Origin of the sequence: Solwaraspora sp. WMMD791 (assembly GCF_029581195.1) — a bacterium.
Classification (GTDB): domain Bacteria; phylum Actinomycetota; class Actinomycetes; order Mycobacteriales; family Micromonosporaceae; genus Micromonospora_E.
On sequence record NZ_CP120737.1, the window covers coordinates 861969 to 877080 of the forward strand.

Annotated in this window: 5 protein-coding genes; 4 read left to right on the plus strand and 1 reads right to left on the minus strand. The window is 70.7% G+C overall.

Annotated elements, in window-relative coordinates:
* Positions 1-262: 262 nt before the first annotated feature.
* The 4 genes from O7623_RS03650 to O7623_RS03665 all read left to right on the plus strand — a co-directional run bounded on the left by O7623_RS03650 (position 263) and on the right by O7623_RS03665 (position 12323).
* Positions 263-556: a hypothetical protein gene (locus tag O7623_RS03650; protein ID WP_282227165.1), complete on the plus strand. Its 294-nt coding sequence runs from the start codon at positions 263-265 to the stop codon at positions 554-556.
* Positions 556-957, plus strand: coding sequence for a YbaB/EbfC family nucleoid-associated protein (locus O7623_RS03655; protein WP_282227166.1), 402 nt, complete (start codon positions 556-558; stop codon positions 955-957). The genes O7623_RS03650 and O7623_RS03655 overlap by 1 nt, the downstream gene beginning before the upstream one ends.
* 129 nt (positions 958-1086) lie before the next feature.
* Positions 1087-1398 carry a hypothetical protein gene (locus O7623_RS03660; protein ID WP_282227167.1) on the plus strand — a complete coding sequence of 104 codons (312 nt, stop codon included), beginning with the start codon at positions 1087-1089 and terminating at the stop codon, positions 1396-1398.
* A 26-nt stretch (positions 1399-1424) separates the two neighbouring features.
* Positions 1425-12323 (plus strand): hypothetical protein, encoded by a 10899-nt coding sequence (locus tag O7623_RS03665; protein WP_282227168.1) that lies wholly within the window; start codon positions 1425-1427, stop codon positions 12321-12323.
* A gap of 94 nt (positions 12324-12417) precedes the next feature.
* Here the strand turns inward: O7623_RS03665 and O7623_RS03670 are convergent, their stop codons facing one another.
* Positions 12418-14979: a hypothetical protein gene (locus tag O7623_RS03670; protein ID WP_282227169.1), complete on the minus strand. Its 2562-nt coding sequence runs from the start codon at positions 14977-14979 to the stop codon at positions 12418-12420.
* Positions 14980-15112 lie beyond the last annotated feature (133 nt).

The window sequence follows — 15112 nt, forward strand, 5'->3', positions numbered from 1 at the left end:
GCGGGCATCGCCGTCCCGTCGAGTTGTGGTGGACCGGACGCCTATGGTGGCCCCGACGCCGCGGACCTGAACTTTCCGAACCTGACTTCGCGCATCAGGATACCGATGGGCGTCGGCGGGCCCGGCGGCGTGGTCGGCAACGCTGGGGTGGTCACTAGTAATCCGGGTACGCCACCGCGCCGCTCTGGCCGGTGCGGCGGGGCACGCCGTACCGTGCGACGTGCGGGTACCGTACGATTCTGTTTCGTCCTAAGGAGTGGCTGTGGCCGACATCCACCTGAACCACCCGGGCCTGAGCCAGGCCATTGACGACATGATGCGGGCGACGGGGCAGATGAGCAACGCGATGCAGCAGCTCATGCAGGGCCTCGTGCCGTTCGAGCAGACCTTCGAAGCCGACGGTTCCCGGCCGCAGTGGGACGCGTTCAAGCTGGCCGTGGCGCAGGCCGACGAGCAGATGCAGAACTCGTTCGGCAAGGGTGCGTTGGCGCTGAGCGACATGCAGCACATCCACATCGACTCCGACCGGCGCAGCACCAACATCCTGGGCGGCTGATGACCTCCGCCTGGGACGCCCGGATCCAGCAGGGGATGGCGGAGATCCGCCGCTACCAGGAGGATCTGGCGCAGATGCAGCGCTCGCTGCAGGAGCGCAGCGCGTCGGTGACCACCGCTGACCGGGCAATGACAGTGGTCGTCGGTGCCCAGGGTGAGCTGAAGGAGATCGACTTTCACGGGGCCGCGTACCGGTCGATGGCCGGATCGGATCTGGCCAGGGCGATCCTCGGGGCCTACCAGCAGGCCCGGTCGAAGATGGCGGCCGAGACCGACCAGGTGGTGCGCTCCTTCGTCGAACGCGGCACCGGTATCCGGGACACCATGGTCGGTGACAATCCCCTGGAGGATCTGCTCGGCCCGATTCGCCAGGCCGCCCGGGACATCGGCAAACTCGACTGACGTTCCGGGTCCGGTCTAGGGAAATGTCCATGGCGGCTGCGGCGGCGGTCTGCGATGTTGACCGTGCAGAGTTGTCCTGGCGCTGCCGGTTGGACGTGTGGTGGCGCGGGGATCGCCGGGGGGAGTCGCGTGTCCGAGCTTGTGGTGCCCAGTGATCTGCGGTTGCGTTTCGCCCGGTTCGGCCAGGCCGAGGAGGTGTTGGGGCGGCTCGGCGAGACGATCGAGCAGATCCACGACCTCAACCTCGCCGGCGCGGGCAACACCTCCGACGAGATCGCCCAGACCTACCGGTCCAAGGTGGATGGTCCGACCGAGAACCTGAAGGTGCTCGTCAAGCGGGTCCGTGGGGTGCTGCTGATGACCGACGAGGGTGGTCAGCTCGCCAGCGACACCTTCGACCAGGGTGAGGTGGAAGCGGGGAACCAGGGCCGGCGGTGGTGAGTTCACCGCCGGCAGCGGAGTGAGCTGTGGCGATTCAGCCCTCCGAGGAGATCAACAACCTCTTCATGGTCCTCACCGGTTCGCGCATGCCGGACATCAACGAAGACATGCTGCGTACCGTGCAGGACCAATATCTCGAGGTGTCGGCCGACCTCGGTGAGCTGCAGACCCACGTCGAATTCCTGGTCGTCGGTGTCCGCCGGTCCTTCGACGGTCAGGCCGCCGAAGCCTTCGCGATGCGCATGGAGCAGTTCGTCTCCGGCGACGTCTCGGTGCTGGATGGAGCCGCCGAGCAGGCACGGGCACTCGCCGCCTTCGCCGGCGAGGTCGCCACCGAAGCCGAGTACATGAAACTCATGATCATCGCCGAGCTGATCGTGCTGCTCGCCGAGATCGCGATCGCGGTGGCGATGGCGTACTTCAGCTTCGGCCTGTCGACCGCCCTGCTGCCGATCAAGTTCGCCATCACCCGGATGATGATCCGGCTCGGGATGCAGCGCCTGATCATGCGGATCGTCTCGTCACCGCTGTTCAAGACCGTCGTCGACACCCCCTGGTTCCAGTCGTTCGTCAATTCGCCCTGGTTCAAGACCGCCGCCCAGGGCGTGTTCATCTACGGCCCGATTGACGGAGTCATCGAACTCGGCATGTCGGGCGGGGTCCAGGACTACCAGATCAGGAAGGGCCACCGGAAGGACGTCAACGACAAACACCTGACGTCGTCGCTGATCAGTGGCTACTTCTCGGGCGCGATCCAGCACTTCATCACCGCCAACCTGCTGCGCAAGTTCCTTCCGCCGCTCCGGTCGGGCCGTGACGGCCCGGGCGGGTTCGACCTCGACCCGCCCGGCGGCGGCCCCGGACGGGGCGCCGCCGTCTTCACCGAGAAGTCGCCGCCGCCGGTGGGGCGCGGCGGTGCCGGCGACGGTCCGAGGAAAAGAAGTGGCCCGGACACCGTCCCCGGCAGCAACGTCGGACCCGACGGGCGGCCCGCCGCCGGCCCGTCACCGATGCGCCACCTCCGGCTGCCGATCGTCCTCACCTCGGTCGGCGTCGGCACCGCAATCGGCGAGACGATCGGCGAGGTGATATCCGGTGCCGCAGTCTATGGCAGGGTCGACATCGACCCAGAGATGCCGGGCCTCGCCGCCGGTGCCGCGGCGATCCAGGCCATCACCGAGCTGAAGCTGGCCCAGCCGCTGGGCAACTGGCTCGGCCGGCTGAGCTTCGGGCCGCCGCCGGTCGTCACCGGCGGTCCCGGTAGCGCGCCGTCGGCCAACTCCTCGCCACCGCCTGCCCCGGGCCAGACGGCGACCGAGAGGAACGGGAGTACGCCGTCCGAGGCGCGGCCGGTCGACGCCCCGACCCCGGAGCGGACCGACCGCTCCGGCCCGCTGGACCGCCCTGGCCCACTGGACCGTTCCGGTCCGGAGCCGATCACCTCCGGTCCGGTGCCCCGACCACCGGTGGTCAGCGCCCCGGTCGTCGACTCCCTCGCTCCGGTCGTCTCCCCGCCGCCCGTCGGGCCGGCGCCGACGGAAATCCCCTCACCGCCGGAGCAGATGACCGAGGTGCGGCAACCACGCGACACGGCTGTGCCGCCCGTACCCGTTTCGCCGGAGCCTCCGCCGTCCTCGCCGGCACCGCCCGCCCCGCCACGGGTCGTGCCGCCGCCAGCGCCCGCCGACGACCCTGCCTGGTCGGCGGCCCGTGACGAGGCGAGCGTCGGGGTGCGCGAACACTTCTGGGGTGATCCGGCGCACCAGTTCGGACCCGAGGGCGACCAACAGCTCGTCGTCCGGTCCGGCTTCGACGTCCGCCGGGTGTTCCACGAGGGTCAGTGGTTCACCGACCTCGAGGTACGGGTGTGGATCAACGACACGACCGGAGTCGGGCCCGCCGGTATCGACGCGATCCACCAACGGTTGGCGGCCGGGCTGCACGAGCACGTCAACAGCGCCGGCCACCTGCTCGGTAACGGCGACCAGTTGCACGTCACCGTGCTGCGCGCCGACTCGCCACAGAGCGCTCACCAGGTGGTCGACCTGGTCGACCGGGACCAGCAGATGCACCAGTACGCGTGGTGGGCCGACGCGGCGGGGGAGTACTACACCCACGAGCTCATGCACCAGCTGGGCCTGCGCGACGACCGGTCCGGCACCGGGTCGATCCCCGGCAGCCTGCTCGGTGACTTCACCGCGCCCAAACCCACTGACGACGGTACGACGACGCCGGCCGACAACTGGCACCTCTGGCGCGACGGTGGGCTGCGGCAGCGCCACCTGGCTCTGCTCGACCGGCTCATCGGCCCGGTCGGCGACGATGGCGGCTACCACGGCGTGGACCGGCCGGTCCGGCCGGTGGCCAACGAACACGCCCCACGGGCACCCGGCCAGTCGCCGACTGGCCCGCACCGGCCGGCGACGACGTCGAACGACACCACCTCGCTCGACGGGCAGCCCGGCATGGAACTCGACGACCTGTCCGGCCGTCCCCGGCCCGTACCGCCGCCGCAGTTGCCCGCGCTGCCACCGCCCCGGCCCGGGCTGCCCGCACCGGCACCACCGAGCGGGCCCGGGCCGGCGACCGTAACTGGCGCTCCGACCCCGACCCCGACCCCGACCCCGACCCCGCGCGGCGCCGTCGGGTCCGCTGGGGACCCGGGACCGAGCAGCCAGCGTCCGCCTGTGGTGACGGAATCCGACCCGGTGGTATCGGCGGCACCGCAACGACGTGTCACGGTCAGCGACGTGGAGTCCGACAGCGATGACGTCGAAGACTCTGACGTCGAAGGTTCTGACCTCGACCCCGGGCAGGCCAGTGTCGCGGAGCGGACGGTGCGGCCCCGACCGTCGACGACGTCAGGAGACCTCTCGGACGTCGGTGACGGCTCGACGTCGCGGTCGCCGGTCGCCGACGACGAGTCCAGCGCTCCCCGCCCAGACGACGAGTCCAGCGACAGTGACGACCAACGTACCGAACCGAGGAGCCCAGCGGAAGAACCCGTCGAGGAATCCGTCCGGGAACCCGCCCAGGAACCCGTCGACCTCCCGGACGATCCGAGTCGGGCCGAGACTTCCACCGCACCGCCGGTCCTGCCCTGGTACACCGACCCGAAGTACGGCGGCGCGCTCGGTCAGATGTACGCATACCAGGCGGGACCGCCCCCGGGCGGGCGGGTCGACAACCTTGTTGATGAGTTGCTGCAGGACCTGGTGTCCGATTCGACGTTCGGCATCTTCACCGCCAGTGCGCGGGACGCCATTCGGCGTGCGGCCCGCGAGGCGCTGATCGACTTGTATACCCCGCCAGCGGTGCCGGCCGCACCGGCGGACGGTTCACCGGACCCGTTCATCGACGACGCGTACAGCGAATTCCTCGAGAAGTGGGACCAGGTCCTCGTTCAGGGGATCACCGTCGAGGCCGGCGGCCGGCTGGTCTGGATCCGGCCGGTCGTCACCGATGGACGGCCGCACCAGCGGACCCGCACCGGGCCTGCTCCATACAAGGTCGTTTTCGGCTCCGGGTCGGCGAACACCTCCGAGGACCGCGAATCCAACCGCGGGATTCCGGCGCCGATCGACCTGATGCTGGTCGCACTCAGCGGTTTCGGCAAGCGGCTCAGCCGGTTGATGTTCAACTTCCCGGCCAGGCTGGACGGAACGTACGCGACACCTCAGTCACGGAACCGGACCCTGGTCACCGGCCGGCAGATGTTCGTCAAGAAGACGACGATGTTCGACGCCGGTCTGCGCTTCGACGTGTACGCCGACGGGTTGAGCTTCGGCACCACCGCTACCCTGCCGCCGTCGCGCAGCGGTCTCGTGGTCGTCGTCCCCCAGCAGTACACCAGCCGGGACAACGGATGGCCGGGCGGCACCGAGAAGTCGCCACCGCAGCAGGAGGAGCAGCGGCCGACCCGGGCCCGGCCGGTACTCAACGCCATCGGCCTGACCCCACTGGTCCTGCAGTGGCACCGACAACTGGCCGCCAGCAAGCTGACGCCACGGCAGCGGGTCGGTGTCGCCGCGGTCGGCACCGCGCAACTGCTCAACGAGCGGAGCCTGATCAACCGCAGTACGCATCTGATGTCCGGCGGAGTGCGCACCGACGCACTGTCTGCCGAGGGGGTCACGGGCAGTCTGAAGCTGACCGTCGAGCCGCTCTGGGTGCAGTACATCGGTTCGGCGCCCGAGGTCGAGGTGCGCGACGACATGAGCATGGTGACCAGCCTGAGCGAGGGCGCGAGCGCCTCCAGCGGGCTGGCCTTCGACCCGTCGGTCACCGCGATCAGCCTGGTCCACCCGACCACGTCGCCGGTCGGCGACACCGGCCAGCGGGTGACCGGAACGTTCGGTGTCGAAGGGGAGGTCTCCAGCGGCGAGAGCATGGCCCTCGACCTGAGCAGCGATGTGTCCAACCATGTGGTGCTGGTCCGCCGCGCCGATCAGGCCCGGTACTACATGCAGTACCGGGCCGTCCTCACGACCGAGCTGGACAACTTCAAGATTCCGCAAGTCGGCCGCAGCGGCATCCCCGCCGAGCTCGGCGTCGCCGAACCGGACCGACGGCGGTTCGAACGGGACCTCACCGGTGGGGCGCTGTCCGACGGGATTCAGCACCAGGCGCGCAAGCCGCCGACAGCGTCGCGCATGGTGCAGGACGATCGGCTGAGACGTCTGAGGCGGCTGCTCGGGCTCGAACCAGAAGAGGGGACTCCGCGAGCTGGATGGACCCCGCAGCGGCGCACCGCTGCGGGGGCGCCGGTGGCGATGCCGCACCATCACGGCCGTCGGATCACGGCGCCGACGGCGACCGAGTCACTGGCGCTTGCGACCCGGCGCGGCACCGGCTGGGGGGTGCCGGTGTCACTGCCCGGTTCCGAGGTGGTGGTGCCCAGGATCGAGGAGGCATTGAAGTCTCTCGCCGGGGTGAAAACGCTCGACAGTGACACCACCCGGAGGATCAACGAGCTGAGCCGTCCCGCGCTGGAAGCCGACCTCAACCGGCACCTGGTCGGCGACCCGTTCACCGTCACGGTCAACGGCAAGAAGTACGACATCCTGCTGACGGTCAGCCTGGAGGAGCACCTCGACAGCGACCGGTATCCGATGAACGTCAACACCCGGACGATCATCTCGGCCGGACACTCCAGCACGACGGGCAGCGAGCTGAGCTGGGGTGTCGGGTTCACCGGTGGGCCGGTGATCCCGCTGACCAAGAACAGCCGGTTCGGGCTGCCGTTCAGCCTGAGAAAGGTCTGGTCCAGCGGCCGCAGCGACACCCGGTCGGTCGCGGTCGAGTCGTACCGTCGGACCGAGACCACCGGTGACGTGGTCGACAACGGCTACCGCGCGGCGTACCAGCTGGTGATCCGGGAAGCGACGGCCGGAGCTCCCCGCCACCGCTGGAGCTTCGGCGGGGAGGTCGGCATCGTCACACCGGTCGAGCATCTGCCGGACACCCCACTCACCCTCGAACAGGTCGATCAGGCGAACACCGTCACCGCCGGTGACACCGCCCGGACGCAGTGGACGGCGCTACGGGAGGGCATCGACTCCGTCGACTTCGTCCGGTTCGACCAGTTCGGCGTCAACGCCGTCGAGACCGCCTTCGTCACCATGCCGGAGGCGGTCGCCGTCGCCGCGGACCTTTACCGGCAGACCACCGGGAAGTCCCAGGAATGGTTCGACGATCCGTTGAACTGGCCGCGGGAACTGTGGCAGATCGGCATCCCCAACCACCTGAACGCCCACTTCGGTGAACTCACCGACGGTAGTGGCTGGATCATCTCGCTGGACGAGGGCCTCACCACGCACAGGGTGTTGATCGTCCGGGCCCGGGTGGTGCCGCCCGGCACCGGCCGGGTCTCCCACTCCGTCGAGATCGAGCACTATCTCAAGCGCGCCAGTAAGCGCGAACAAGGGTCGGAGAAGGGCTCCGACAACAAGTTCGGAGTCGCCCCGACGGGCAGCTACCTGGTTCCCCACCCGAGCGGCGACGACGAGGCCGCGATCGGCCGGGTCGACGGCGAAGTCGCCGGGCCCAGCAAGAAACGGTCCACCGGCCAGGAGATTTCCGACAGCGTCGGAAGCGCCGACATCAGCCGTGCCACGTACGGCGGTGACAAAGGGATCTACCAGGGTGACGTACTGCTGGAGATGTCGATCGTCGAGTGGAACGACCTGAAGGACTTCTTCGCCCAGGACAAGCCGGACGCGCCAGCGAGCACCACCCGGACGGAATACCTGAAGGTGCCGAGCGGGCTGGATTTCATGATGCCGGTCGAGACCGCCCGCGACCTGAGTCTGCTGCTGCCTTCGACGGCGGCCGCAACGGAGGAGGCTCCCCCGCCGGGGGCCGCGCCGACGGTGACACCGCCGCCGGCGGCTCCCCTGTACGTGGACCCGGACCTGGCCCAGGCGACGAGCCACCCGGAACGGCTGCAGGCCGACGAGGTTCTGACCGTCATCGAGAAGACGATGCGCGAGCAGGGCCTGATCCCGGCCGGGAACCGGTACACGAAGCTGCGGCGGGCCGTCCGCAGCCAGTTCTCCTCTAGGGCGCTGGAGAGTCAGGAGTTCGCGTTGCGCCGCACCGGCGTACGGGGGCTGTTCGTCGTTCCCGGTCCGTTCCGGAATCTGCGGCTGATGCAGGTCAAGGTCACGGGACGGCTTGTCGGGGAGCCGACGTCGAGCGGCAACCGGCAGGACGTCGACCTGCTGCTGCGCGCCGAGGCGCTGGACGGCTCGTCGCGCTCCGACAGCAAGGGTGATGAATGGTCCTGGACCGTAGTCAAGGCCAAGGGGTACGGAAAACCGACGTCCGCCACCGACGCTGGCGCGTCCGGCGGTGTCACCTACTCCCGGGAGAACGAGTCGGACATCGGCATGTCCCGCGACGGCAAGGACATCTTCCGGATCGGGATCAAGGGTGGGTCGACCCAGTTCGTGCAGCGGATGGAGTTCGAGGTATGGATCGGCCTGACCAACCACAAGCCGTACTGGATGCAGTTGATCTCCTCAGCGATCCGGGAAGCCTTCTTTCTCGCCAACTCGCTCTACACCGGTGGTGGACAGTGGGCCCGGCAGGTCTGGTTCGACAACCGGGTGATCGAGTGGGACTGGCAGGTCAGCACTCCCAAACCGCTGAGCGGCGAGATGAAACTGCTGGTCCCGATGGCGCTCGCCGAGACCGCAGACCAACGGGGGAGCTGGGTCTCCACGACCACCGGGCGGCCGGATGGTTTCCCCGCCACACCGCGGGAACGGTGGAGCCATCGGCCGGAGGTCCGTCCACAGGCCAACCGGGACCTGCTCGCCGACCCGACCCTGCAACCCCGCTTCGCGAAGATCGCCAGTGTGGTACAGCAGTACGGGGGTCTGGTCAACGCGTCGACGCAACTGCCGCCATCGGCGGTCGTCGACGGCAAGGTCCCCGGACTGCCGTGGCACAGCGAGGTGCGGTTGGCGCTCGACAACGATGCCGACGACTCCGCGCTGCAGGTCCGGTTACCGGATCTGCTGGGCGGTGGATATCAGATTCCGGGCACCGACGTCACCATGACGGTGGACGTCCAGGCGAGCGAGTACTACCGATCGTCGACCGGCGACCCGTTGACAATGAAGGGAAAGGGCCGCCGGTACGGGCAGAACGAGACCACGCCGAGCGTCGGGCACTCCCGCAGTTCCGCTACCACGGTGACCGTCGGTCCGTCGGGGCGCGGCGACGTCGTGGATGGCACCCGGCTCGGCACCGACGCGCCCTTCACTGTGGGAGCGAGCCATGAAACCGGCGGGGAGACGTCCATCGCGGATGTCTCCGAGCGCAACCTGGAAGACACCCGGGACTACTACCTGTATCGGTACGATGTCACGGTCTACCTCACTGGCCCGGCCGGGACGCTGGCCATCGACGTTCCGGGCGGATTCCTCGGCTGGTCGGCGAGTGTGCCGGCACGTCTGCCCACGGGCATTCCGCCGTCGCCCGGCGGCGACGTCACGGTGGACCCGGAGCCCGGCGGTCAATCGCGGATCACCCCTCTCGACGACGAGTCCGATTCCGACGTCGAGCCTGGGTCGGACAACACGCCGGCCGAGACCGCCACCGAGAATGATCCGATCTTCGCGGCGCTGACCCCGTCGTCGGTACCCGCAGGCACGGCACCGACCACACCGACCGACGTCGCGCCGCACACCCCCGGACCGGCCGAGCTGACCCAGGGGGCCGACCACAGGTGGTACCTCGACGGCCAGGAGGTGCTGAGTCGTCGACTGACCGGCAACCGTACGGGAGCCGCGTTGCTCGACGACGCCGACCTTGAACAGTTCTCGCCGGAGGACGTCCTGCCGCCAGGCGAACTGCCGGTGGTGGCCGTGCACGCCGACGGAGCCCGCATCACCGTCCCGGTGCGCGGCGCGGACGGCCGGACCCGGCAGGTCCCGGTGACACCGGTGCAGTTGGCGACGATGACCGCACCGCTGGCCAACCGGTCGGGCTCGGTAGCGCTGATCACCTGTGGTGTGGGTGTCACCGACGGCGGGTTCGTGTCCGCCTACGCGACCGCCCTGAACGCCGATGTCCTGGCGCCGGTCGCCGCCCTGCGGATCGGATCGACGACCTCGCCGCACGCGCCGCTGCAGGTGCCGGTGTCTCCGGAGGATTCGGCGAGCGGCCGGCCGTGGCGACTGTTCACCCCGGAAGATCTTGGCGGCGACGGTTGGGACACCCTCAACGACGGGATCGACGTCGACGGCTCGGACACCCTCAACCGCGTGGTCGACATCGACGGCTTCCGAGCGGTCGACGGGCCGGCGGACGACGACAGCGGGCTCGTGCTGGGCACGGGTCCGGTGTCGTACGGCTATCCGGGCCAGGCCATCGACCCCGGCGGCCCGTCGAGCGGGTACGGCGTCGCGCCCACCGGGCAACCGACAACCGGCTCGACGATCGACACGATCTGGCAGCTGAACGTGCCACCATCGATGTCCGACGTCCCGCAGTGGATCCGCAGCCGAGTCGACCAAGGGCTGTTCCCCGTGCCGTTCCTGGTCGACGACGCGATGGACCCGGCGGCGTCGAAGGTCCGCTGGGGCGTTGAGATCGAGTTCGTGCTGCCGGCGAACGACCGCGACGACCAGGGAGCGTCCCAAAGCGTCGATGATCGCCTCGCGGAGATCGGCGCGCGGCTACAGGAGGCCGGACTGATCGAGTCTGACGAGCCGGAGGATACGCACAGCCCGCGGCGGCCCGGTATGTGGTCGTTCCAGCTGGACGACACCGTCGACGGCGAGATCATCTCGCCGGTACTGACCTCGTCACCGCAGACCTGGCGGACCCTGCTGACCATCGAGCAGATTCTCAGCGCCGCCGGAGCGCAGGTGCGGGTCCGGGACCTGGTGACCGTCCTCGACGAGGAGACCGGAACGTTGTTCCCGGATCCCAGCGGTGCCACGATCACCATGGAATCGGGCGGCCACGTCCACGTCGGTAGCGGTTTCTTCGCCCGGCACACCGGCGCGCTCGGGTACGCGGCGTTGGCCGGCCTGTACCACCAGCACGAGGAGGTGCTCTACCGGCTGGCGGGCGACCCCCGCAGCGACATCGAGCACGGGTTCGCCGAGCGCAAACCGGGCTGGGATCCGACCATGCCCTATCCCGGGGACGCCGAGGCGGCGATCGACGCGCACCGCGACCGCAAACTGGGCCTCAGCTTCAACCAGGTCAGCCTCACCGACTACGACCATCCGGAGTGGCGGCTGTTCCGCGGGTCGCTGCTGGCGGCGGTGATCCAGACCCAGGTGAAGATCGCAGTCGGCATGCAGTTGGCCGCGCTGCAGCTGGCGCGAAGTGGTGCGGCCCCGCCGACCACCACGTCGGGCGTCGGTCGGCTGCGCCGATCCGGGTCAGCGCCGTCGCCGTACGGCGGATGGTCGGTCCACGACGGCGTCGACCTCACCGACTACGCCCCGCTGTGGAACTTCCTCGGCACCGCCTTCTCCCGCAGGCAGGACATGCTGCAGGCGGCGGCGCTGTTCTTCCTCAACGACTGGGCACCACCGCCGGACGGTTCGCCGGCCACGCGCTACCCGTACCTGACGCCCTTGACGGCACCGGTGAACTGGCCGACGGGTCAGCTCGACGTCGACACCGCCAGTCACCTGCTGGACCACACCCCGCCGACGGCCAGCGGCGCCGAACCGCCGGTGCACGACGCATCCCGTAACGACGACGACGACTGGCAGGCCGGCGGCGTCCGCGCCGGGCTGCGCTCCTTGCCTGGCGGCATCGGGTACGCCCTGCTCAGCGACGGTGCCTCCACCGCCGGGTTGCCGGCACCCGGGCCGGTTCCCAGTGCCATGGCGGGCAGCGTTCCGGTGGTGGTGCGCCTCGACGGCGGTACCGTCCGGCTCGACGGCGTCCAGGTCAGCCAGTCCTACCAGGTGCGGGTCGGGGCACAGCAGGTCGCCGGTATGGTCAGCGACACGGTCGACTACCGCCAGCCGCTGCGCCTGGTCCCGGTCGGCTCCGGCAAGCTCACCGACGACTACGTCCGCAGCTTCGCTGAGAACCGGCCACCGCCGCAGATGCGGGGGCTGCCACAGACCGTGATCGGGGACGTCTACGTGCCGGCGAGTCATCTGTTCACCCCGCCTGCCGGTGCGGTCACCGACCCGGCGGCACCGTCCTGGGTGCGGTTCTACCAGCCGTACCCGGGTGGGCAGTGGACGACCGAGATCGTCGCGGACGCACCCGCCGCGATCGGCTACGGACTGGTGGTCGTCGGCGGTGTGCAGTACTACCGGGACCAGGATGGAAACTGGTACCTGCCGGGGCCGGCCGACCCCGGTGATCCCAACGGCCCACGGTGGTACGTGGTGCCCGCCCCGATGACCGTGCAGAACCCGACCTACTGGCCGGCGTAGCAGCACCCCCGGTGGGGCAGTGGCATGCTGGACAGCGGACCACCGCCGTCGATCAACAGTCCCGCAGCGCGCCCGTCGTCGACCTGCCGGCCGGTCAGCCGGTCTGAGCGAGCAAGGTGGCCAGCGGCAGCTCGACCCGTCGGGCACGCAGGACCCAGCGGCCGCCCTCCGCGCCGTACACCCGGGTCACGGTGACCCGGTCGTAGCTGCGTGGCGGCACCAGCACCTCGACACCGGCGGCGTTGAGCGTCACCAGCCGGGACCGTACGGCGGTCAGCGGCGCGATCCGACCGGCGCTGGCCGCGACGTCGATCGCCTGACCCGGCTCGATTCGCAGCTGCACCAGCCGCGCCGCGTCGGCGGGTGCCGGCGGCCGGGAGTCGGCGACCACCAGATGGTCGCCGTCGGGCCCCCCGGCGGCCGGCAGTACGGCGTACGCGGTCACGGCGCGGCGTCCGACCGGCCAGCGGACCACGTCGTTGGGCAGGCCGTCGACCCCGTGCCGGGCACCGGTGCAGCGCAGCAGCAGCGCCGCTGGCGGCAGGTCGGGCTGGACCCGCCATTCGCCGGGCCCCGCCGGCGTCCAGCCCTGCGTCACCTGAACCCGGTCCAGCCAGCCGGCCGGCAACAGGTAGCTGTCCACTCCGCGCAGCAGGTGGCGCAGCTCGGGGGGCGCGGTGTCGGTGAGCCCGGTCGTGGCCACCGCACCGCCCGGGGCGACCGACACCCGCAGCACCGCAGCACCGTAGTGGGCCATCCGGAGCCGGTCGGCGTCGAGCTGACCGACGACGAACAGCTCCGCGGTGGGCAGCCCGTCGGCGGCGATCCGGGCAGCGGGCAACGCGACCGGGACGTACAGCTCGACGGTCTCCGCGTTGACCTCGGGCCGCTCGGGCAGCCAGGTCACCCCGTGGCCCCGGCTGCCCCGGGCGGCCGGGACCATCGATGGGCGGCGACCCGGCGGCGGTGGGTCGACCGGCGGCGGATCGGCGGGTGCCGGGCCGTCCGGTGTCGGGCCGGCGGGTGTGTCGGTGGTGGTGCGTCCGGGGCCGGATCCGGCCCCGGACGGTGCCGGGGGTGCCGGTACCAGCCATCCGTCATGGCTGCGCCAGCGGGCCGAGACGGTGACCAGATCGGTCGCACCGGGCGCCGCCGGCGCGAGCCGGCACCACCGGGCCGGCGCACCGGCGGCCCGCAGTGACCGTGGCTGCCCCTCGACGACGGCGAGTCGGGCACCCGGCTCCGGTGCCCAGATCTCGGCGGATATCTGGTCGGCGAGCGCGGTGACGTGGGCGCGCAGCCCGGCGAACCGCTCCGGTGGCACCGGGGTCAACAGGGCGAGGTCCTGGCCGCTCCAGCCGGCCCGGCGCAGCAGCGCCCGGAGCTCCCGTGGCCCGATGGCGAGCAGCCCACCGTCGCCGTGGCGCGCCGCCAGCCGTCCGTCGTCCAGCACCGCCAGCTCCGCCCGGAACAGGCCGTCGCGCCGCCGGACCGTGGCCCATCGGCGCAGCGCGGCCGGGCGGCCCTCGGCGGCGACGCTGACGAGTTCGACGCCGCTGGCGGTCGGGCCGGTCGGGCCGGTCGGGTTCTCGCCGGTGGGACCGACCGCCGCGTCCATGGTGCCGCCGACCGGCACCAGCCGTCCGTCCCGGTCGGACCAGAACCGGTCCGGCCGGTCCGGTCCGGGTGGCCGGTATGCCTGCCAGCTGCGCAGGTGGCCGTCGCGGTCACGGACGGCGAGGTCACGGACGCCCTCCAGCAGGACGACGCGGCTGCCGGTCGGAGGTGCCCACACGGTGGCCCCGACCCGGGTGGCCAGTTCGGTCAGGTGGTCGGCGAGCCCGTCGGTGACCTCGGCTCCGAGGCCGACGTGCTGGAGCCGGTCGGCGGGGTCGACCCGGATCTGTAGGAGATGGCCGGCGGCCGCGGCCGGTTCGCCGGTGCCGTCGGTGTCATCCGCAGGTGGTGGTGCCGGCTCGGTGACCTGTGGCCACACCCGCAGGTCACCGCCGTACAGTGCGACGGCGGACAGCGCGGCGGCCAGGTCGGTGCCGGACGCGGCGACGCGCACACCGTCGTAGCCGCACAGCGTCGGTGTGGCGTCGTCGACACCGAACGCGACGGTCGTCATCGCGGGGTGGCCGACACCGAGGCCCGCAGCGGCGGCCCGGGCGAGTGGGAACGCCTCACGGGTGGTGAAGGCAAGCCCCCGGGCGAGTGGCAGGGCCGCCCAGCCCCGCCGGTGGCGTACCCGGCCGCCGTCGAGGTCGTACCAGCCCGGCAGGCTGGTCGCCAACGACGGCGGTTGGAGGAGCAGCCAGTCGACGACGGCGCCGGTGGTGCGATCCACCGGTGTCGGGGCGTCGGTGTCGGTTCCGGTCGTGGTCGCGCCGGCCGGCACCATCAGCACGTCGCGGCCGAGCCGGTCGGCCAGCGCCTGCAGCAGGGCGGCGTGCCGCGCGCCGTCGGGAACCAGCACCTGCACGTCGCGACCACCGCCGCCGGACCGCAGGATCCTACGGGCCAGTTCGCTGGCGCTGAGCGTGGTCTGTGGTCGGGCGGGTTCGGCGAGCCCGCCCCCGTCGGTGGTCGTCAGCGTGACACGGTACGGGTCGGTGCCGCTGATCAGTGGTGATGTGCGTGGTCCCGGAGTCATGAGCACCCTTGAATACCACGGCAGGCCCCGACCGGCAGGCCGTCATCGGTTAACAACTCGTGTCGAAACGGGACCGCTGTCACGTTGGCTGAGGTAATCGGACACACCAGCTTGCCGCGCGCATGATCCGTCC